The sequence below is a fragment of the Terribacillus saccharophilus genome, from assembly GCF_046592595.1.
GTDB classification, from domain to species: Bacteria; Bacillota; Bacilli; order Bacillales; family Amphibacillaceae; genus Terribacillus; species Terribacillus saccharophilus_C.
The window spans coordinates 244,340-264,310 of record NZ_JAWVPF010000003.1 but is presented as its reverse complement, the minus strand read 5'-3'; the positions used below and the strand labels follow the sequence as shown (position 1 = coordinate 264,310).

Here is a 19,971-nt window from a genome sequence, read left to right as displayed (position 1 = left end):
AGAGGATGAAGATACTGATAACGAGTGACAGCCACGGACTGACAGCAGAAGTAAACATGCTGAAGCAGCGACATGAAGATGACGTTGCCGCATTTATTCACTGTGGCGACTCTGAATTGCCTTTTGATGCGCCGGAAATGGAGGGCTATTACCGGGTCGCGGGGAATTGTGATTATGACCGAGCTTATCCGGAAGTGGAGGAGCTGACAGCATCTGAACTGCCGATCCTTATCACGCATGGTCATCTATATGGAGTGAAAGCTAGTCTCCGTCCTTTGGAAAAGCTGGCAGCTGAGAGAGACGCCAAGATTATTTGCTACGGCCATTCCCATGTGGCAAGAGCCGATGTAATCGACGGCAGGCTTTATATCAATCCAGGCAGCATCCGTTTGCCGAAGCAGTCACCATATCCGACCTATTGCATTCTGTCCTACGAAGACAAAATTGCAACGGTACGATACTATACTTTGGGTGGCGAAGAAGTGCCGGAATTGGAGAAATCCGTGACCTTTAAATAAGCCCGGACAAAAAATTGTAACGTTTTTATTGCCGAATCACCTCACACTTACGTTATACTAGTGTTTGAATGAATTGAGGTGATTTTGTATGAATGAAGCCGATTTCGGTTACAAACCAAACCATAAAAAACGCAATTATCGTCCGCTAGTTATTTGGCTGACCATCATCATTGATGGATTGGTTGTCGTACTGAGCGGCTTACCGCCAGTCGAAGGCTTTGACCTGTTCGACGTACACATCCTGCCAATGCTGAACGCTATCTTCAACAGCTTTACGTTCATCTTCCTATTGTTGGCACTGATCTTCATTATGAAGAAGAATATAATCTGGCATAAGCGCTTTATCTATTCGGCTTTTGTAACAACAACTCTATTCCTGATTTCTTATGTGGCTTATCACTATCTGTCAGGAGATACAAGCTTCGGAGGCGAAGGCATCATCCGTCCAATCTATTTCTTTATCCTGATTACGCACATCGTGCTGGCAGCTGTCATCGTACCGCTGGCTCTTGCATCGATTACACGTGCTTGGAATATGGACGTGCCTAAACACCGGAAGATCGCCCGCTGGACAATGCCATTATGGCTATATGTCAGCCTTACAGGCGTCATCGTTTACTTGATGATCCGCCCGTATTATTAAGGAGTATGCTCCGGGAAACCGGAGCAATTTCTTAATTTCAAAAAAACTGTTGACTATCCATTGATTATCATGTAGAATAAATCTTGTCCTTAAGAGAGGGCAGCATACATAAAAGAAACATGCGGGTGTAGTTTAGTGGTAAAACCTCAGCCTTCCAAGCTGATGTCGAGGGTTCGATTCCCTTCACCCGCTCCATGTCCCAATAGCTCAGCTGGATAGAGCAACAGCCTTCTAAGCTGTGGGTCGGGGGTTCGAATCCCTCTTGGGACGCTACTAAGTTAAATGAAAAGAGGAGTCACTCACAACATTGAGTGATTCCTCTTTTTTTATATGCCTGAAAGATTTAATTGCTAGAAAAATAATTAATATTGAAGGAAAAACAGATAATCCAGCGAGAAGTATTTAAATACAAGTCTCGAAGGGAAGTGAGAATACATGGAAGAAGTAATGACCTTTGCTTCTATTATCAGTCCCATTGTAATTGCATTAGTGCAGCTGATAAAAAAGACAGTGACAGTAAATAAAAGGTACTTGCCATTGATCAGCTTTCTCACCGGTCTTTTTGTAGGATTTCTTGCTTGGCCATTCACTGAACTAGACATTGTATTGCGATTATGGGCAGGAGGCTTCGCTGGTCTTGCTGCCTCTGGTTTGTACTCGTTAGGCAAGAAAACAATTTCGCATAATAATAATGATAAGGCAGCTTGAGGAGAGTAACGGGTTCGGTTGGTGAGGAGAAAAATGCTAATAGCAATAGAATTCGCAAACTTATTAGCGTGGAATTCAGCAATGAATCAGCATATTAAATAGCAAGCAAAAACGCTCAGAGAAAATCCGAGCGTTTTTGGTGATATATTATCATCCATATTTAACGTGTTTAGTTAAATAGCTTAGTTTTTTGTTTATTGTATGCCTTAATTATTGACCATAACATAGCAAACAGCACAAAGGTTGTTCCACCGACTAACAACGCCAATAATCCTAAAAATGAATAATCCTTTGAGTCAATAAATACACTATGCATTTCTGAACCTGTGAAATATGAACTGTATAATTTACTCATAAGAGGATTATCGTAAGTTGTGTATTCATATACGACCTCATTTCCATTTAAATAGTTTTTAACTACCACCGTCCCAACAGAAAAATTTGCATCCTCCAAAATTCCTTCTATCTCGATTTTATTTGCTTCAGACAACTGCCCATCTGTCGGAATGATTTCAAAAATATCGTTAACAATAGCAGTTTGTTCTTTGTGAATATCACTGACTGGAATTATTGTAATAATAAAGATGATGAAAGAAAGAACAAAAATACCTAATCCAGCATATAATAGTCTTTTTCCGAATTTTTTTTGTGTTTGAAATACCTGATTTATCAGTGATCGGAGTTCATTCTCTTTACCAAATCGTTCAATAGCGATATCAACTGCTTCATCTTCATTTTTTCCCTCGGATATTAATTCGTGAACAGATTCGAGTAAATGACTTTTCATTTCACTTTTTAAATCTTGAATTTCATCTTTGTTGCCTTTCGCATTCCGATAAACCTTGTTAACGTACTCTTCAACTTGTTTCAATTATTTGCTCCCCTTTCAAGAAACGAATCCATCATATTTTTTACAAATCCCCATTCTATGCGCTTTTGTTCAAATCCCTCTTCACCCGATGGAGTTAATCGATAATATTTCCGCCTTCCTCCTGGTCCTTGCTCATCTCCCCAATAGGACTCTATCCACATGTTTTTCTCTAGGCGCTTTAATGATAAATAAAGTGTTCCTTCTTTCAATTCGAATTGTTCTTCGCTCTTTTCTCGAACCAACTTGGCAATTTCATATCCGTACAAATCCTCATCGCTTAACAAGGAGAGAATGATAGTATCAATATGACCTTTTAAAACCTCTTTGTTTATTTTCAAATATACCACCTCTTAACCATACTATAAAAAACAATACCTAATAATGCAAGGTATTAACGGATAGTGGTACAAGGAACATTTCAAAATCCATTCATCTTATCAATTTCACTAAGATTAAAATTTTGAGAACTTCTTTTTTCTCCTTGAAACTCGATAAAAGAAATAATTAATTGCTGCAAAAGCTATTAAGTTGAACAGAACTACTATTAAATGAACACCCTGATCTGTGCTCGAGAGGCTAACAAACATTAGATAACCTGTAATAATATTGGAAGGCTGTTTCCGTCATTCATTATCTTTGTTAGACCTATTTTTCCTCATGTAATTACCCGGTGTTTGTTTTGAATATAACCTGACCATTTTTGAGGAATTATTTCTTTTCATCAAATAGTGTAGCGTTTACGTGTCTATGTTCATTCCAGAAATTTTATCTCCAGAAAAACTATCAGCTTTCATTCAATAATTCTTCCACTACTTTTTAAACAATCACCCCTGTTTTCTATATACCACTAATTCCCAAACCTCTGATAAAATCATAAATGTAATCGCTTACATTAAGTCTGGGGGGATTGGATATGAAAAGAAAATCGCTTCTTTTGGTTTTTGGAATGATTTTGGTCTTATTGCTTGCTGCTTGCAGCAGTGAGGGAAGCAGTTCAGGTTCAAATGATGGGAAGGTAAAGCTGCGGATTGCGTGGTGGGGCGATCAGCCGCGAAATGATTATACGACGAAGGTTATTGAGATGTATGAGGAACAAAATCCGGATGTGCAGATCGAGGCAGAGTATGCGAGCTGGGATGATTATTGGCAGAAGCTTTCTCCTCAAGCGGCAGCAAATGAATTGCCGGATATCGTCCAAATGGACGTTAGTTACCTTGCTCAATATGCACAAGGAAATAAATTGGCTGATTTGACTCCGTTTTTAGGGGAGCAAATCGACACGAGTAAAATGACAGAGGATTACGTGAATGGCGGAAAAATAGATGACGGTATCTATGGAATGAACACGGGAGTGAATGCGGTTGGATTCCATTACAATCCTGAGCTGTTAGAAGAGCTAGGTCTTGGTAGTGAAATTCCGGAAGACTGGACGTGGGATGATTATAAGAGCATGTCTGATAAAGCTGTTGCACAAGGCGTTTATTTCGATACACATCTAAGACCTGATGTCTTCTTCGATTATTACCTTCGCAGCCAAGGCTCACGTTTATACGCGGAGGATGGCGGCGGCTTAGGGTATGAGGACGATAAATTATTTGTGGATTATTGGAGCATGATCGCAGAGCAAGTGGAAAAAGGAGCTACACCGACGCCGGACACGCTTGCACAGATTACTGGGATTGAAGATGATCCAGTTGTAAAAGGAGAAGCAATCGGGATTTTCCAATGGTCCAATCAGTTTGTAGGATTGAAGCAGGTGGCTGAGAAGCCGCTTGAGATCGCACCGATGCCTGGCCCTGGAACCTCTGATGGACTTTATTTGAAGCCGGGTATGTTCTTCTCTATTTCACAAAACTCCGAGCAGAAAGAAGCTGCTGCTGACTTCCTGGATTTCTTTATGAACGATATTGAAGCGAATAAATTGATTCTCGGAGACCGTGGTGTACCAGGATCCTCTGAAGTAAAAGACGCGTTGAAAAATGAAGTATCCGAAGCACAGAAGCAAGTCTTTGAATATGTGGAATGGGCTGAAACAAACAGTTCTCCAATGGGAGCTCCAGATCCAGCTGGTGCCGGAGAGGTCATAGAATTACTAGAAACGTTAGCCGAACAAATCAGTTATGGTCAGCTTGCTCCTGAAGAAGCTGCTGAAAGCTTCAGAACGCAAGCAGAAGGCATGCTTGGACAATAGGAGATAAGATAATCAAAACGGCAGCTGAGCAGCTGTCGTTTTGATTACACCTGCAAAAGGAGAGGAGTAAAGTCATTGAGCTCACGTCTAAGAAGCAATTTGTGGGGATATCTTTTCATTGGACCGTTCATCATCGGCTTTTTAGCCTTTACGATCGTACCGATGCTAGCTTCCTTATATTTCTCATTTACGGAGTACGGTCTATTTGATGCCCCAAAGTGGATTGGCTTTGAGAACTATATAAAAATGTTCACGGAAGATCCTCGTTATATCAATTCATTGAAAGTCACCATCATCTATGTATTCGCTGGCGTCCCATTGCGCCTTGCTTTTGCTTTATTGGTGGCCATGCTGCTGAATGTCGGATCACGAGCTGTCGGCTGGTACCGGACGCTTTATTATTTGCCATCACTAATCGGCGGCAGTGTGGCAGTTGCAATCATGTGGCGTAATATTTTTGGTGATGATGGTATTGTTAATTTAGCTCTTAAGAGTATGGGGATTGATTCGATCCGTTGGTTTGGTGAACCGACAGCAGCATTGTGGATGCTGATTTTTCTTTCCATCTGGCAGTTTGGGTCATCGATGCTGATCTTCCTGGCTGGTTTGAAATCCATTCCTGCAAGCTTTTATGAAGCAGCCAGTGTGGATGGCGCAAACTTCTTCCAGAAATTCTTCCGCATCACTTTGCCGATGCTGAGCCCTGTTTTGCTGTTCAACATCATCATGCAGACAATCTCTGCTTTTATGACCTTTGTACCGGCCTTCATCATTTCAAAAGGGACTGGTGGTCCGCTGGACGGGACGCTTCTTTATTCTCTGTACTTGTTCAAGCAAGGGTTTGAGTACTTCAATATGGGCTATGCGTCGGCCATGGCTTGGGTCATGCTGCTTATTGTAGCCGTTTTGACAGGAATCATCTTCTTGACGTCCAAGTATTGGGTGCATTACGAGTCGGAGGGGAAGTAGAATGACTAAAAAACGACCTCGTTATTTTCTCTACCATATTCTTGTCGGAGGCTTTGCCATCCTGTTGCTTTACCCGGTCATTTGGCTGTTTGTCAGCTCTTTCAAAGAGAGCGGCGATATTTTTATTACCGCTGGATCGCTTATCCCGAATCCCTTTACGTTACTGAACTACGCGCAAGGGTGGGAAGGATTTGGCGGATACGGTTTTGGTACGTTCATTAAAAATACGCTTGTTTTTGTGATCTGGATGCTGCTTGGTCACTTGATTTCGTGTTCACTGATTGCATTTGGCTTTGCCAGACTGAAGTTCGTTGGCAGAGGGTTTTGGTTCATGATCATGCTTGTGACATTGATGCTGCCTTATGAAGTCGTCATGATTCCGCAGTACATCATCTTCTCTGAGCTTGGCTGGCTGAATTCACTGAAACCATTGGTTGTACCGGCATTCTTTGGACACCCATTCTTCATCTTCCTGCTTGTCCAGTTCATCCGAACCATACCGAGGGAGCTGGATGAGGCCGCGACAATTGATGGGGCGAATACGTTCCAAATCTTCTACAAGGTAATCTTGCCGCTTATCGTTCCTGCTCTAGCAACGACAGCGATTTTCACTTTCTATTGGACGTGGGATAACTTGCTTGGACCAGTTCTTTATTTGAACAGTCCGGAGAAATATACTGTCTCGATGGCATTGAACATGTTTCTGAGTAATGAAACAGTTTCAAATTGGGGAGCAATGTTCGCGATGTCGATTGTCACACTCGTACCAGTGTTCGTGATCTTCTTCATCTTCCAGCGCTATGTAGTGGAAGGTATCAGTACAACCGGTCTGAAGGGATAGAGAGGAGGATCTTTAATGGCTGCTATAAATAAAGGTCTGGAATGGATCACAAGAATGGCATATGTAAATATTCTTTGGCTCGTTTTCTTGCTGCCAGGGCTGGTGGTTTTCGGGTTCTTTCCCGCTACCACTGCCCTCTTGCATGTGATGAATCAATGGGTGCAAGGAAAAACAGACTTTCCTATTTTCCAGACTTTTTTACAAACGTATAAAAGAGAGTTCATAAACAGCAATAAGCTGGGATATATCTTCGTGCTGTTAGGATATATCCTCTATCTGGACTTCCTCTTCATCACTTCTGCTGCGAATGCTGCTTTGTACTTCACGATTCCGTACCTCATTGTCACATCTATTGCCTTTTCTGCAAGTTTATATGCGTTTCCGATGCTTGTGCATTATGATATGAAGCCGTTTCAAATCGTGAAGCGTTCTTTCTTCCTTATGATGCTGAATCCGAGCCAAACGTTTGTCATGCTCGTCGGAACGATCGGAGTAGGTTCGATTTTATGGTATTTCCAAGGTCTGGCGTTATTTTTCAGCTTCAGTATTCTTGCATTGATCGTTATGATGCCAGCTGCCAAAGCATTTGAGAGGACAGAAAAGAAATCATCAAAAATCCTGGCTAAAGAATTAAAGTCAGTCCCAGCAAACTAAGAGCATAATCAAGGGAGGTTCCTGCAGTGAAAAAGTATGTACTCGTTGGAACAGGCGGCCGGGCGGAATTTTATTATGGTGCAATGGCAAGGGATTTCAAAGACACCTGTACGCTAGCTGCTTTTTGTGACATCAACGAAACGAGAATGACTTATGCAAACAAGCTGCTGGAGGAAAGATATGAGCATACTGCTATCCCGACGTATCACGCAGCTGATTTTGAACAGATGATTCAACAGGAGAGGCCAGATATCGTCATTGTCACGACCATTGACCGGACACATCACACATACATCATCAGAGCATTGGAGCTTGGCTGTGATGTGGTCACGGAAAAACCGATGACGATGGATGAGACCAAGTGTCAGGAAATCTTGGATGCTATTGAAAGGACAGGAAGAGAAGTCCGTGTGACATTCAATTACCGATATGCCCCACATAACACTAAAATAAAGGAATTGATCAGCTCTGGTGTCATCGGAAAAGTGAATTCGGTGCATTTTGAATGGGCATTGGATACGACGCATGGTGCCGATTATTTCCGTCGATGGCATCGGGATAAACGAAATAGCGGCGGCTTACTCGTGCATAAATCCACGCATCATTTTGATTTGGTGAATTTTTGGCTGGATACGACGCCCCAGCGTGTGTATGCAACCGGTGATCTGCTTTTCTACGGAAGGGAAAATGCTGAACAGAGAGGGCAAACAAAATTCTATCAACGAGCATATCGAAACGAGCACGCAATAAACGATCCCTTCGCCCTTGATTTAGAAAGCAACGAACACCTGAAATCGATGTACTTGGATGCGGAGAAAGAAGATGGCTATCAAAGGGATCAAAGTGTTTTTGGCGATGGCATAAGTATTGAGGATACTTTAGGTGTGCTGGTGAACTATAAAAGTAATGCAATCCTGACATACAGCTTGAATGCTTACTTGCCATGGGAAGGTTTTATTGTCTCCTTTAATGGAACCAAAGGACGAATCGATGCGCGGATCGTAGAGAAGTCTTATGTGAATTCGGGAGGAAGCAAGGCCGAGGAAGGACAGCTGGAGCAATTATCGATCGTCGTAAGCCCTGTGTTCGATCAACCTTACAATGTAGAGGTGGAAAACGGAATAGGTGGACACGGTGGAGGCGATACAGCAATGCTGCAAGATTTATTCGGTAACCCGAAGCCTGATCCATTCAAACGTGCAGCTTCCCACATAGATGGAGCGATGTCCATTATGACTGGCATCGCAGGTAACCATTCCTTAAGAACAGGAAATGCGGTCAACATAAACGAATTAATAGATCTATAAAAACCGTTTGCTTGAATGGAGGATATCTTGGTGGAGAAAACGGCCATCATTTCTGGCGGAGCTTCTGGAATTGGGAAGGCAGCTGCACTGAAGCTTGCCGATGCCGGATTCCGGGTTTGCCTGCTGGATGTGAATGATACGAAATTGAAAGAAGTCAAAAAGGAAATGGAAGAAAAAGATTTCAAGGTAATGACAATCCCTTGTGATATGTCTGCATACGAACAAGTTGAGACGGCCGTGAACAACATGATGGAACAGTGGGGCAGGATCGATGTGGTGTTCGCCAATGCCGGTATAGTTGGTCAAGTTTCGTCCATCGAGTCGATGGGCATAGACAACTGGAAACAAGTTCTCAGCATCAATCTGGACGGAACCTTCTTCCTCGTAAAAGCAGCTATTGTTCATATGAAGCGCCAAGGCGGGAGCATCATCATTACAAGCTCTGTCAGCGGAAACAGAGTCTTTTCCCAAGCTGGATTCACCGCTTATTCCACGTCAAAAGCAGCGCAGGCAGCCTTCGCCAAAATGGCTGCATTGGAGCTGGCTAAATACCATATACGTGTAAATGTCATCTGCCCAGGCGGGATAGAAACCAATTTCAGTGAGTCGATTAAACGTTCCCCGGATTTGGAGGAAATCAAAGTACCTGTTGAATATCCGAAAGGAAGCAAACCTTTGGATAACCGATCAGGTAAGCCAGAGGAAGTGGCGGATCTTGTTAAGTTTCTGGCTTCTGATGCGTCCAGTCATATTACAGGAACGGAAATCTTTATAGATGGAGCGGAGTCCTTATTGATCGGATAAGTTTCTTGGGCTTTGTATGAACAAACACCATGATCACAGTCATGGTGTTTGTCTAGTCTCTAGTAAAGGAGAGCAGCTGAATGATTATAGACGCCCACCAGCATTTCTGGCATAAAAAGGATGACGTCGATCATGGCCCTGGCAGCAGAAGTCGTTCCTATTTACCTGACCAGTTAGAGCCCATCTTACATGAACGGAATATAAACAAAACAATCGCTGTGCAAGCATTACCGACATTGGAAGAAAATGATTTTTTATTGAATATTGCTAGTGACAGAGAAGAAGTTATCGGAGTTGTAGGCTGGGTGGAATTGGATGATTCACAGGCTATACAGATATTAGCTGCGTATAAGGAGGATCCTCATTTTGTAGGCATCCGGCCAATGATCCAAGACTTACCTTCAGAGTGGCTGTTAAAAAGTACAGTGCTCGACAATCTGAACAAGTTAGCGGATGACGGTTTTCCTATTGATTTACAAGCCAACCCAAGGCATTTACCTGTAATCATTGAGCTGTTAGAAAGAATACCCCATATACATTGTGTAATTGACCACATTGCAAAACCCTCTATTAATACTGGACAAATAGAGCCTTGGGCAAGTCATATGCGTAAAATTGCGGAATACCCTAATATCATGTGCAAGGTTTCTGGTCTAGTACCTGAAAAAGTCGGTGCCAGCTGGACAACGAAGAGCATCTATCCTTATGTGGAGCACGTATTAGATATCTTCGGATCAAAACGAATTATGTTCGGCAGCGACTGGCCGGTATGTTTAAAGTCTGCTTCTTATCCAGAGGTGGTTCAGCTGTTTGAGGATACAGTCACCAGTCAACTGTCTGAGAGGGAAGATGTTTTTTACAATAATGCAACGCGTTTTTATAGATTGGAAGATAAGCTATGAATGAAAGAGGATATTAATTCCATTACAGAGAAGTAAACGATGAGGAAGCTAAAAGTAAACGAGGGAGTGACAGCATGAGAAAACTCAAGAACTTATTTTCTAATTTAAAGCTGAAATATAAGTTGTTCAGTTTACTCTTACTCATTTTAGTTTCTTTTAGTATAGGCGGATTAGTCCTTCTGCAATATGTCCTCGTGACGTACAATGATGAAATCCACCGTCAGTCCGCGCAGTCACTGAAGGTATCGTCTGCTTTGATTGAAAACGAGATCGAAAAAATGAAAGGGTTTTCATATCGTTTGTCCACGGATCCTTACTTACAGTCTTATCTATACAATTTAAAAGAAACGGAAGATGATTATGAGGCATATTTAATCGGAGTCACCATAAAAAAGAGGCTTGTTGACTTGGGAGCCTTCGAAGATTCGATAGATTCCATTCAGCTATATGATACAACGGATCGAGGCTATAGTGCGGGGAATCGAGTCATCACCATCGGTAACGAACGGCTGCTTCAGTTTAAACAAGGAACGAGCCAAAAAGATGGGGGAGCTGCATGGTTTGCTCCTGATGAGCAAGATGGATCGTTTGTCGTTGCTCGGGAAGTAAATGCTTATCCCGATCTTTCATTCGAGAGACTGGGATTGATTGTCGTGCGTTTTGATATGCAGGATATAGTTTCTTCCTTCAAAAGTAGTCTGGATGAAAAAGAGATGCGATTGTTGATCGCAGATTCCGCTGGAGATATTATCTTCCCGCAGGAAACGACGAAAAAAGATGCGCTGCTTATGGCCAGTGTCCAAGGGGATGATGGATATCAGCTAGTAAATTATGATACGGAGAAATATTTCGTGACGTATTCTGCTGCTGCGTATACGAATTGGACGTATATGATTGCTTCTCCCTACAGCCAATTATTTCAGGCTGTTACATTGGTGAAAAGTACTGTTTTGACCATTTATGTTCTGTTATTTGTGATATTACTGATTCTTGGCATCCGTTTCATCAAGGGAATCACCAATCCGATTGAAGCATTGAACAGAAAGATGAAGAGAGTGCAAAAAGGGGAAGTCGAGGATTTTAAGGTGGAAAGTCACATCAGGTTCTCAAAGGATGAAGCGGGCCAAATGCATGAAAACTTCAATAAAATGATGAATCAGATTCATTCATTGATTGAAGAAAATTATAAAAAGCAGCTGGTGATCAAGGATGCCGAATTTAAAACGCTTCAAGCGCAGATTAATCCGCATTTTCTATATAACACATTGGAATCGATCAATTGGTCGGCGAAGCTTGGTAAACATCAGGAAACATCACGTATGGCAACGTCGCTTGGTTTTATTTTACGATCGTCATTGGAAACGAAAGAAGCTCTCATTCCGCTTGCTGACGAACTGGAAATTGTGCATCACTATATCACGATTCAAGCTTATCGTTTTCAGGAACGTCTAAGCTTCCATACTGATATCCCGGATTATCTGCTTTCTTGTAAGGTGCCTAAATTCAGTCTCCAGCCTCTCGTTGAAAATGCAATTAGATACGGACTGCAAGAGATTATTGGTGTATGTAAGATAAAGATTGAAGCCTTCCATGAAGGAGGGAATACGTTTATTGCGGTAACGGATGATGGCCCTGGAATGGATAAAGAATTTATCCATAAATTAGCGAGCGGTGATTATCGGCCGAAGGGCACGGGATTGGGTATCAGAAATATAGATAATCGACTAAAAATCCTGTTCGGACCTACTTTCGGAATCCAAGTGGTGAGTGAAACGGATGCAGGCACGAAAATCATGCTGACGATTCCTTATGAAGGAGGAAGTGAAAGTGTTCAAAGTTCTGCTGGTAGATGATGAGCCGATGCTTCTGGAAGGAATATCTTCTATTGTAGAATGGGAGCAGCAGGGAACTGTCTTACATGGTGTCGCCAGAAATGGACTGGAAGCTTTGGACTTCATTAAAGAACATACCCCTGATATCGTGATTACGGATATCACCATGCCGGGTCTGGATGGGATGGGATTGATTGAACAGGGAAGACAAGTAGCTCCATTGATCAAATGGATATTGCTTTCCGGATATAACGAATTTGAGTATGCCCAAAAAGCCATGCGATTTGGTGTGAAGCATTATTTACTGAAGCCTTCGAGTGAAGAAGACATCCATGAAGCGTTAGAAGAAGTCGTACTGGAACTTGGTCAAGAAAACAGAGAGAGAAGTATGGCTATACAGACAGAAGCGACGACACATTACTCCTCAGTCGTTAACAAGATAATCGATAGCATAAAAGATAATATCGAAAACCCGGATTTATCATTGCAGTGGATAGCCAATGAAATCTTATATATGAATACAGATTATTTAGGAAAATTATTCAAAAAAGAAGTAGGTGAGAAATTTTCTGCATATGTGATGAAAAGCAAGATTGATAAAGCAGTAGAAATTATGGGTAAGCAGAAGGATATCAAGGTTTTTGAGCTGGCAGAGCAATTAGGCTATGGAAATAACCCGCAATATTTCAGTCAAATTTTCAAAAAAAGTAAGGGATGCAGCCCTACTGACTGGATCAAAAACCGGTAGCGGCTATTATGAAGGAGGTATTCAGATGGGTCAAAGATGGGTTTTTATTGGAGACAGCATCACCGAATGCGGAAGATTTGAGGATCCACAGGATATCGGCGATGGTTATGTAAAAATGATCCAGGATGAACTAGCAAAGAAAAAAGATACTGTAATCATTAATAAGGGAGTAGGAGGAAACCGAGTCACCGATTTAGCGGAGAGGTGGGAGCAAGATGTGATCTCGTTACATCCTGACTTAGTATCTATTTCAATTGGAATCAATGATGTATGGCGACAACTGGATCAGCCTCAAATAGAACAGGTATATCCGGATGAATTCAAAGCAATCTTAGATAAGCTTTTGTCTGCTACACAACACACGGGCGCGACGCTTGTACTTATGGAGCCGACAATTATTGAGGAAGATAGTGCTTCGAAAGGAAATCAAATGCTAATCCCATATGTAGAGATTGTCAGAGAACTGGCTGCAAAGTATGATGCGACGCTCATTCCCACGCATAAAGTCTTTTTACAAACGACGCAAACGGATTTGACAACAGACGGGGTACACATGTCAGAAGCTGGTAATAGACTGATGGCTGATACGTGGCTGGAAGCATATCTTGCGGCAGGACACGATTGATTTGGACTTGGAAACAGAACGGGAAACCCTTCTTACAATGGGTTTCCCACACGCTTTACTGAACTGCTTTATTTTTTTCTGAAAATAGCTGTATTCTCAATGCGTATGGAATCAACTTCTCCGCACTCCAAGCAAAACGAATATATTTTATTTCCGCCACTCAAAGCCATTTTATTCGGTTTGATTGGCATGAAATCTGTACCTTCAGCAAATTCACTTGCACCGCATTTATGGCATTTTTTATTATCCATATTCGTACGACCTCATTTCAATTGAATGGTTTTTACTATTTCTGAGTTATTTCTTGACTCATTAATATATGTACTTCTATAAAACCCCGGTTTTTACCTTTGACTAAACCCTTCCTTCGAGAAATATATAATTTTGCATACATAGGACGGAGCCTTCCTTTAATACAATGACTTGAAAGAGAGCTTTATTTCATACGCTGTATTGGGGTGATAACATGGCAAGAGTACAATACAATAGTTCAGACATCGACTTGATGGCCAGAATGATGCGTGCGGAAGCTGAAGGGGAAGGACAGCTGGGAATGCTGTTTGTAGGGAATGTCATTGTAAATCGTGCTGTAGCCGACTGTTTGGATTTTGGAGACGTACGAACGATCAATGATGTCATTTTTCAAGTGCAGGGCGGGAACTTTTCATTTGAAGCTGTTCAAAAAGGAAATGTCTTTTATCAACGAGCTCGAGAACAGGAAAGAAGATTGGCAGAAAGAAATTTGAAGTCCTGGAGACAACAACCTGCTGCGTACGCGCTTTGGTATTTCAATCCATATGCACCATGCCCTCCGACTTGGTATGGCCAGCCTTTTGCAGGGCAATTTAAGGATCATTGCTTTTATGAGCCGCAGCCTGGGACATGTGACAGTGTTTATATGGGGTAGGTGAATCTCGCAAACACAAATCATCGTGGTTATAAGCATCTTGCCATTATCGGCTGGATGCTTACTTTTCTATTGAATAGTTCATTCACTTGGTTTTTAAATTATTGACCAATGACATTAAGTACCATATAGTAATAGTTAACAGAATATTCTCTTATCAAGAGAGGCGGAGGGACTGGCCCTATGAAGCTTCAGCAACAGACTGTATGTACTGTGCTAATTCCAGACTAGATAAGAACCGGACTACATAAAAGTAGCGAACCTCTTCTTATTTAGGAGAGGTTTTTTTGTTTTTTCCAAACTTGCTAATGAGGTGATTTGTTATGTCAAATGAGTTGAGTAAAGCATTGGAAGTGTTAAGAGAAAAGAAATGGGTGGATCTGACGCATACATTTGGTCCAGAGTCTCCGCACTTCTCGGCCTTCAATCCTGCAAAGTTCGAAACGCTATTTTCCCATGAAGATGGCTTCTTCGCCCAGAGCTTCACTTTCCCGGGACAATACGGAACGCATCTGGATGCGCCGATTCACTTTGTGCGGGATAGACGATACTTGGAGGAGCTCGAGCTGAAAGAATTGGTATTGCCGCTCGTTGTTATCGATAAATCCAAAGAGGCAGCTGCCGATCATGATTTCTCATTGTCTGTAGAAGATATTTTGGCGTTTGAGTCAGAGCATGGAAAAATCGAGCCTGACACCTTTGTAGCCTTACGGACGGACTGGAGCAAACGCTGGCCAGATCAGGTACAAATGGATAACAAAGATGAACAAGGAAACAGTCATTCTCCTGGCTGGTCGCTGGAAGGGTTAAAGTTCCTTTATGAGGAGCGGAATGTTAAGGCGGTAGGACACGAAACATTTGATACGGATGCAGCGGTCGATTTCCAAAAGAATGGTGCTTTGCTTGGTGAGTATTATGTGCTGGAACAGGATTCTTATCAAGTGGAGCTTCTGACGAATCTGGATCAGCTGCCAGCCAAAGGGGCTTTCATCTTTAATATCGTACCGAAAGCAGGAAAAGCGTCAGGTTTTCCTGTTCGATCATTCGCTGTCTTGCCATAAAAGTAACCCGATATGATTAAAGGCTCTCCAATTCGGTTAATGGGTAAAATACGCATTGATAGGAGGCCTCCAGGATGGATAATCAACGAAAATTATCAGCTGTATTCTGCCAATTGGCAGAAACGCTCCGTGACATTAGCCGTAATAGCAATCATTTAATCGAAGAGTTAAGTCCAGCGCATACGGTAGTAGCAACAGATCACCCACTGGTCAGAGCTGATGGAAGACATGATGATGCGAAAGGAATTCAGCAGCTTCTGAACTTGGCTGATCGCAAGAAGGGCATACATATTGTCTTTCCGCCAGGGCTTTACACGCTGCGCAGGCCACTGCGGCTCAAGCAAAACACCTTCCTTGAGGCGGATGGCAATTCCATTTTTCGAAAAATGCATCACGGACCGATGCTGCTTAATTTACGCCGATGGGACAGAATGCGTGCCTATCGCGGAAATGGCAATATAATCATTCGCGGAGGACAGTGGGATGCAAATTACCCAGCGTACCGGGGCGGTACAAGCTTTGTAATAGCACATGCGGAAAACGTGATCATCGAACAGCTGCAGCTGCTGGAGCATGGCGGGGGACATGCAATTGAACTGAATGCTATGCGAAATCTTGAAGTGCGAAACTGCAAGTTTCTGGGTTATGATGATCGGGGCGGAGAGCGCGCATACAGTGAAGCAATCCAGCTTGATTTAGCCAAAGCACGCAGGGTTTTTCCTTGGGGAGGCTCCGTATTCGACCATACTGCTTGTCAGGATATCTGGATCCATCATAATGATTTCGGTCCGTCTGACAAGAAGGGAAGCTGGGGAAGAGCAGTTGGATCGCACTCCGCTACCTCAGGCAGATGGCATGAACGCATTTTCGTGACAGACAATGTAATGAAGGAAACACTTCAATGGGCTGTGCGCGCTTATTCATGGCGGGATGTTGTTCTCTATAATAATCGAGTGGAATCATGCGGTGGTGGGATTGCGATACATCCAAATTATGTGGACGGCAGAAATGACACGGACAGCAAAAACCGTCCTACAGGGCGCAGTAACCCTATCAGGAATTTCCTTATCATAGGAAACAAAATCGTGGGCGGCGGAACTTATGCTTCAGCAATAAGGCTGAAGGGCGATGAGCAGTCGCCTATAACCGGAGCATACTTACGGACTAATCATGTGGAATCTTATCCGGGGAGAGGGATCCTTGTTACAGGTACAAAAACAGGCAAAGAAACCGCACTTTCTCGATAGGTCACCCCGATTATAGACTGCATGTTTAAGTAAATGTAAGTTTTCTGTATATTATGGAGAAAATATGCATATGGGTGTCGATACATGCTACACTTTTCTTGGAGGTGGCCTATGTATTTAGATGAGACGAAACGTTATCGATTCATTGGATCCGTTCCTTTCGGGAAATACTTCATGGTCCGCATCTTTGACCTTGAACTGCAGCAGGAATATACCATATCCGATCGGCTTTTGAGTCAATATACGGATAAGCCCCTGAAGGAGTTTTACCTTCAGATCAAGCGTAATATCTATGACTTGGAAGGTAATGAGAAAAGCATGGCCTCGGAGCTTGGGGATATGGAGCAGCGGTTGTTTGATTTTATTGATGAAGAAGAGGAAGATAGCGACGAAGCTCCTATCCCTATGGGAAATGTCGTGGCTTTTAGCAGACCACGGCCCGAGGATCCAAAAGAAAAGTAAGGAATAGAATCATGAGGCTGTGAATGGCATGGATTCACAGCTTTTTGCCATATAAAAGTTGCAATCTGCGTTTTCTTTGTTACATTTAAGGGTATAGCTGTTATCAGGTCTCAAACTGAAAATCTAATGAGGATGTTGCCGATGGATAAAGAGAATAATGTTGTCCTGTTCCCAGGTCTGAAGACGCGGCTGGAGCGGGAAGGGATGAAGGAGCTGCAGGAGAAGAATTACACAGATGCGATTAATAAGTTTGAACAGCTTCTGGATTATGGCTACCGTCAGCCGGAAATTCTGACTGGGCGCTTGATATGTTTAATGGAGCTGGGCAGGCATGAAGAGGCGGAAGAGATGTCCTTGCAGCTGCTGGCTGCCAGGGATAAGGATTATCTGCAATACTTACATATACATTTGACGCTGTTGTTCCAGCTTGGACGCTACGACGAAGTAGTCGAGCTGCTGGATGAGGTGTATGCTACGGAAACAATACCGACACCGCTTAAGACATCGTTTGACCAGCTGCAGAAGGTAAGCCGTAAAATGGCAGAGGATAAGAGCCAGACGACTGCAGATCAGCTTATACATAATTTTGAAAAAGCACGCCAAAGCAAGGATGCTGCCCTGCAATGGCAGCTCATACAGAAATGCCACTCGCTTGATATCAGTCCGCATGTACAAAAGATGGAAGCATTCCTGCTAGATGAAGAATCTGATCCTGTTGTACAAACAGCCGTACTGGAATGGCTCGTTAAGCAAGAAATCGAATTCCCAGTCACGATACATAAGATGAAAGAAACAATGACAGTTGTCCCGGAGAACCTGGCAACAGTTGATAAATCAGAAGGTATGGAACGGGTATTGCAGCATTTGCATCTTCTCGAGCAGCAAAATCCATCATTTTATGACCTGGTGTATAAGCTTTTGCATCGTTATATGTATGTAAGATATCCAATGGTGCCAACGGAAGAAGACGGTGCTGTCCTGGCTGCCGCGCTGCAGAAACTCGCAAGCAGCTATCTGCAAATCGATCAGCCTGCTGTCACCGAGGAGGAAGCGCAGAAAATCGCTTCCATGATGGAAGAAATCATCACATTGGAAGCGAAATATCTGACTGTCGCCGAGGAATGACGGACTTCGCATCGTTAGTGTTGAAAGCGACTATGAATATGTTATAATAAGATGGTTGTAAACCAGTACTAGTTAATAACTTATATTATGCTAGAATTGAGAACGATTAACATGTAACAAACGATAGATGTTGGAGGGAATATTATGTCAGCAAAATTCGAAAGAACAGAAGGCAAGAACGAGGGTATCTTAACAATCACCCTAGCTCCTGAGGAATTGGACGCAGCACTGGACAAAGCGTTTCAAAAAGTAGTTAAACAAGTTCAGGTACCAGGTTTCCGTAAAGGCAGAGTACCACGTAAAATCTTCGAACAACGCTTCGGTGTAGAATCTTTGTACCAAGATGCGATCGATATCGTTCTTCCAGAGGCTTACATGAACGCTGTTGAAGAAACTGGCATTGAGCCTGTTGCGCAGCCGGATGTAGATCTTGAGCAGATCGAACAAGGCAAAGAACTTATCTTCAAAGCTACTGTAACTGTTAAACCAGAAGTAGAGCTTGGCGACTACAAAGGTCTTGAAGTAGAAGCAGAAGATACTACTGTAACAGACGAAGATGTTGAAAAAGAAATCGACGCACTTCGCAACAGACAAGCTGAATTGGTTGTTAAAGAAGAAGGAACTGCAGCAGAAGGCGATACAGTCGTTATCGATTTCGAAGGTTTCGTTGATGGCGAAGCATTCGAAGGCGGCAAAGCAGAAAACCACTCTTTGGAAATCGGTTCTGGCAGCTTCATCCCTGGATTCGAAGAACAGCTAGTAGGTAAAGAATCCGGCAGTGAGTCCGATATCAACGTGACATTCCCTGAAGAATATCATGCTGCGGAGCTTGCAGGTAAAGAAGCAGTCTTCAAAGTTAAAATCCACGAAATCAAAGCGAAGGAACTACCTGAGCTTGATGATGAATTCGCAAAAGACGTAGACGAAGAAGTAGAATCTTTGGATGCACTTCGTGAAAAAACGAAAAACCGTCTGCAAGAAGAAAAAACGAACGCAGCTGAAAACAACAAGCGTGAGCAGTTGATCAACCTTGCTACAGACAACGCGAAAGTGGATGTTCCTGATGCAATGGTAGATACAGAGCTTGACCGCATGGTTCGTGAATTCGAACAACGTTTGCAAATGCAGGGTATGACTCTTGAAATGTACGCTCAGTTCTCCGGTCAGGACGAAGCTGCACTTCGCGAGCAAATGAAAGAAGATGCTGGCAAACGTGTGAAAACGAACTTGACACTTGAAGCGATCGCGCAAGCGGAAAACGTGGAAGTGACTGACGAGGACGTTAACACAGAGCTTGAAAAAATGGCTGAAATGTACCAAACAGACAAAGAGCAATTGACTCAAATGCTTGGCGGCAACACAGACGCTATCAAAGATGATCTGAAGTTCCAAAAAGCTATCGATGTATTGGTAGACAACAGCAAAACTGCATAAGACATAACGGAAAAACAAGGCAGCATTCACTGTGCCTTGTTTTTCTAAAAAATAAACGTATTTCCAGAAGGTATTGTCAGCCTCTCTGTGGAATTACGTGCATGAACGGCTTTTTCGTTTAC

The 19,971-nt window shown here is 42.7% G+C and carries 22 protein-coding genes, 2 tRNA genes and 1 riboswitch; of the genes, 21 read left to right on the top strand and 3 right to left on the bottom strand.

Annotation, left to right across the window (positions count from 1 at the left end; genetic code table 11):
* The first annotated feature begins 5 nt into the window (after positions 1-5).
* The 5 genes from SFC25_RS06390 to SFC25_RS06370 all read left to right on the top strand — a co-directional run bounded on the left by SFC25_RS06390 (position 6) and on the right by SFC25_RS06370 (position 1,869).
* On the top strand, positions 6-518 hold the full coding sequence (locus SFC25_RS06390) for a metallophosphoesterase (protein WP_411214464.1): 513 nt from the start codon (positions 6-8) through the stop codon (positions 516-518).
* A gap of 88 nt (positions 519-606) precedes the next feature.
* Positions 607-1,161: a DUF420 domain-containing protein gene (locus SFC25_RS06385; RefSeq protein ID WP_411214463.1), complete on the top strand. Its 555-nt coding sequence runs from the start codon at positions 607-609 to the stop codon at positions 1,159-1,161.
* A 121-nt stretch (positions 1,162-1,282) separates the two neighbouring features.
* Positions 1,283-1,356: transfer RNA gene (locus SFC25_RS06380), tRNA-Gly, on the top strand.
* 1 nt (position 1,357) lies between these two features.
* A tRNA-Arg gene (locus tag SFC25_RS06375) sits at positions 1,358-1,431 on the top strand.
* Positions 1,432-1,596: 165 nt separating this feature from the next.
* Positions 1,597-1,869 carry a holin gene (locus tag SFC25_RS06370; RefSeq protein WP_411214462.1) on the top strand — a complete coding sequence of 91 codons (273 nt, stop codon included), beginning with the start codon at positions 1,597-1,599 and terminating at the stop codon, positions 1,867-1,869.
* Between the two features lie 169 nt (positions 1,870-2,038).
* On the opposite strand, the gene SFC25_RS06365 is transcribed toward SFC25_RS06370, so the two are convergent.
* Together SFC25_RS06365 and SFC25_RS06360 are read right to left on the bottom strand one after the other, a co-directional pair.
* Entirely contained in the window at positions 2,039-2,740 is a 702-nt protein-coding gene (locus SFC25_RS06365; RefSeq protein WP_411214461.1) for a permease prefix domain 1-containing protein, read from the bottom strand.
* A complete protein-coding gene (locus SFC25_RS06360) occupies positions 2,737-3,078 on the bottom strand; it encodes a PadR family transcriptional regulator (RefSeq protein WP_411214460.1) in 342 nt (113 codons plus the stop codon). The genes SFC25_RS06365 and SFC25_RS06360 overlap by 4 nt, the downstream gene beginning before the upstream one ends.
* Before the next feature lie 575 nt (positions 3,079-3,653).
* Here SFC25_RS06360 and SFC25_RS06355 point away from each other — a divergent pair.
* From SFC25_RS06355 to SFC25_RS06310, 10 genes are all read left to right on the top strand, one after another.
* Positions 3,654-4,931, top strand: a complete 1,278-nt coding sequence (locus SFC25_RS06355; protein ID WP_411214459.1) for an ABC transporter substrate-binding protein — start codon at positions 3,654-3,656, stop codon at positions 4,929-4,931.
* A gap of 75 nt (positions 4,932-5,006) precedes the next feature.
* Entirely contained in the window at positions 5,007-5,900 is an 894-nt protein-coding gene (locus SFC25_RS06350) for a carbohydrate ABC transporter permease (protein WP_411214458.1), read from the top strand.
* A 1-nt stretch (position 5,901) separates the two neighbouring features.
* Positions 5,902-6,741 carry a carbohydrate ABC transporter permease gene (locus tag SFC25_RS06345; protein WP_095220281.1) on the top strand — a complete coding sequence of 280 codons (840 nt, stop codon included), beginning with the start codon at positions 5,902-5,904 and terminating at the stop codon, positions 6,739-6,741.
* 15 nt (positions 6,742-6,756) lie between these two features.
* Entirely contained in the window at positions 6,757-7,395 is a 639-nt protein-coding gene (locus SFC25_RS06340) for a YesL family protein (RefSeq protein ID WP_411214457.1), read from the top strand.
* Between the two features lie 26 nt (positions 7,396-7,421).
* Complete coding sequence (locus tag SFC25_RS06335; RefSeq protein ID WP_411214456.1) at positions 7,422-8,702, top strand: Gfo/Idh/MocA family protein; 1,281 nt, start codon at positions 7,422-7,424, stop codon at positions 8,700-8,702.
* Between the two features lie 15 nt (positions 8,703-8,717).
* Complete coding sequence (locus SFC25_RS06330; protein ID WP_411214455.1) at positions 8,718-9,506, top strand: SDR family oxidoreductase; 789 nt, start codon at positions 8,718-8,720, stop codon at positions 9,504-9,506.
* A gap of 80 nt (positions 9,507-9,586) precedes the next feature.
* Positions 9,587-10,408, top strand: coding sequence for an amidohydrolase family protein (locus SFC25_RS06325; protein ID WP_411214454.1), 822 nt, complete (start codon positions 9,587-9,589; stop codon positions 10,406-10,408).
* Between the two features lie 74 nt (positions 10,409-10,482).
* Positions 10,483-12,261: a cache domain-containing sensor histidine kinase gene (locus tag SFC25_RS06320; RefSeq protein ID WP_411214453.1), complete on the top strand. Its 1,779-nt coding sequence runs from the start codon at positions 10,483-10,485 to the stop codon at positions 12,259-12,261.
* Positions 12,236-12,988, top strand: a complete 753-nt coding sequence (locus SFC25_RS06315) for a response regulator transcription factor (protein WP_411214452.1) — start codon at positions 12,236-12,238, stop codon at positions 12,986-12,988. The genes SFC25_RS06320 and SFC25_RS06315 overlap by 26 nt, the downstream gene beginning before the upstream one ends.
* Before the next feature lie 25 nt (positions 12,989-13,013).
* Positions 13,014-13,613, top strand: coding sequence for an SGNH/GDSL hydrolase family protein (locus SFC25_RS06310; RefSeq protein ID WP_411214451.1), 600 nt, complete (start codon positions 13,014-13,016; stop codon positions 13,611-13,613).
* A 68-nt stretch (positions 13,614-13,681) separates the two neighbouring features.
* Here the strand turns inward: SFC25_RS06310 and SFC25_RS06305 are convergent, their stop codons facing one another.
* Positions 13,682-13,864, bottom strand: a complete 183-nt coding sequence (locus SFC25_RS06305; RefSeq protein ID WP_411214450.1) for a hypothetical protein — start codon at positions 13,862-13,864, stop codon at positions 13,682-13,684.
* Positions 13,865-14,079: 215 nt separating this feature from the next.
* Here SFC25_RS06305 and SFC25_RS06300 point away from each other — a divergent pair, with 215 nt between their 5' ends.
* The 6 genes from SFC25_RS06300 (at position 14,080) to tig (ending at position 19,849) form a co-directional block, all read left to right on the top strand.
* Complete coding sequence (locus SFC25_RS06300) at positions 14,080-14,520, top strand: cell wall hydrolase (RefSeq protein ID WP_411214449.1); 441 nt, start codon at positions 14,080-14,082, stop codon at positions 14,518-14,520.
* Between the two features lie 151 nt (positions 14,521-14,671).
* Positions 14,672-14,758, top strand: a riboswitch (SAM riboswitch).
* Between the two features lie 85 nt (positions 14,759-14,843).
* Positions 14,844-15,581, top strand: a complete 738-nt coding sequence (locus tag SFC25_RS06295; protein WP_411214448.1) for a cyclase family protein — start codon at positions 14,844-14,846, stop codon at positions 15,579-15,581.
* A gap of 74 nt (positions 15,582-15,655) precedes the next feature.
* The gene (locus SFC25_RS06290) at positions 15,656-16,828 is read left to right on the top strand and encodes a glycosyl hydrolase family 28-related protein (RefSeq protein ID WP_411214447.1); all 1,173 of its coding nucleotides are present in this window, start codon (positions 15,656-15,658) and stop codon (positions 16,826-16,828) included.
* Between the two features lie 111 nt (positions 16,829-16,939).
* The gene (locus SFC25_RS06285; protein WP_411214446.1) at positions 16,940-17,290 is read left to right on the top strand and encodes a hypothetical protein; all 351 of its coding nucleotides are present in this window, start codon (positions 16,940-16,942) and stop codon (positions 17,288-17,290) included.
* Positions 17,291-17,431: 141 nt separating this feature from the next.
* The gene (locus SFC25_RS06280; protein WP_411214445.1) at positions 17,432-18,415 is read left to right on the top strand and encodes a tetratricopeptide repeat protein; all 984 of its coding nucleotides are present in this window, start codon (positions 17,432-17,434) and stop codon (positions 18,413-18,415) included.
* Between the two features lie 144 nt (positions 18,416-18,559).
* Complete coding sequence (gene tig, locus SFC25_RS06275) at positions 18,560-19,849, top strand: trigger factor (protein WP_411214444.1); 1,290 nt, start codon at positions 18,560-18,562, stop codon at positions 19,847-19,849.
* Positions 19,850-19,971 lie beyond the last annotated feature (122 nt).

Coding starts and splice junctions, on each gene's coding strand:
- SFC25_RS06320 (WP_411214453.1), top strand. CDS start 10,483: ATGAGAAAACTCAAGAACTTATTTTCTAATTTAAAGCTGAAATATAAG.
- SFC25_RS06300 (WP_411214449.1), top strand. CDS start 14,080: ATGGCAAGAGTACAATACAATAGTTCAGACATCGACTTGATGGCCAGA.
- SFC25_RS06310 (WP_411214451.1), top strand. CDS start 13,014: ATGGGTCAAAGATGGGTTTTTATTGGAGACAGCATCACCGAATGCGGA.
- SFC25_RS06390 (WP_411214464.1), top strand. CDS start 6: ATGAAGATACTGATAACGAGTGACAGCCACGGACTGACAGCAGAAGTA.
- SFC25_RS06290 (WP_411214447.1), top strand. CDS start 15,656: ATGGATAATCAACGAAAATTATCAGCTGTATTCTGCCAATTGGCAGAA.
- SFC25_RS06340 (WP_411214457.1), top strand. CDS start 6,757: ATGGCTGCTATAAATAAAGGTCTGGAATGGATCACAAGAATGGCATAT.
- SFC25_RS06280 (WP_411214445.1), top strand. CDS start 17,432: ATGGATAAAGAGAATAATGTTGTCCTGTTCCCAGGTCTGAAGACGCGG.
- SFC25_RS06285 (WP_411214446.1), top strand. CDS start 16,940: ATGTATTTAGATGAGACGAAACGTTATCGATTCATTGGATCCGTTCCT.
- SFC25_RS06325 (WP_411214454.1), top strand. CDS start 9,587: ATGATTATAGACGCCCACCAGCATTTCTGGCATAAAAAGGATGACGTC.
- SFC25_RS06355 (WP_411214459.1), top strand. CDS start 3,654: ATGAAAAGAAAATCGCTTCTTTTGGTTTTTGGAATGATTTTGGTCTTA.
- SFC25_RS06385 (WP_411214463.1), top strand. CDS start 607: ATGAATGAAGCCGATTTCGGTTACAAACCAAACCATAAAAAACGCAAT.
- SFC25_RS06295 (WP_411214448.1), top strand. CDS start 14,844: ATGTCAAATGAGTTGAGTAAAGCATTGGAAGTGTTAAGAGAAAAGAAA.
- SFC25_RS06305 (WP_411214450.1), bottom strand. CDS start 13,864: ATGGATAATAAAAAATGCCATAAATGCGGTGCAAGTGAATTTGCTGAA.
- SFC25_RS06345 (WP_095220281.1), top strand. CDS start 5,902: ATGACTAAAAAACGACCTCGTTATTTTCTCTACCATATTCTTGTCGGA.
- tig (WP_411214444.1), top strand. CDS start 18,560: ATGTCAGCAAAATTCGAAAGAACAGAAGGCAAGAACGAGGGTATCTTA.
- SFC25_RS06370 (WP_411214462.1), top strand. CDS start 1,597: ATGGAAGAAGTAATGACCTTTGCTTCTATTATCAGTCCCATTGTAATT.
- SFC25_RS06330 (WP_411214455.1), top strand. CDS start 8,718: ATGGAGGATATCTTGGTGGAGAAAACGGCCATCATTTCTGGCGGAGCT.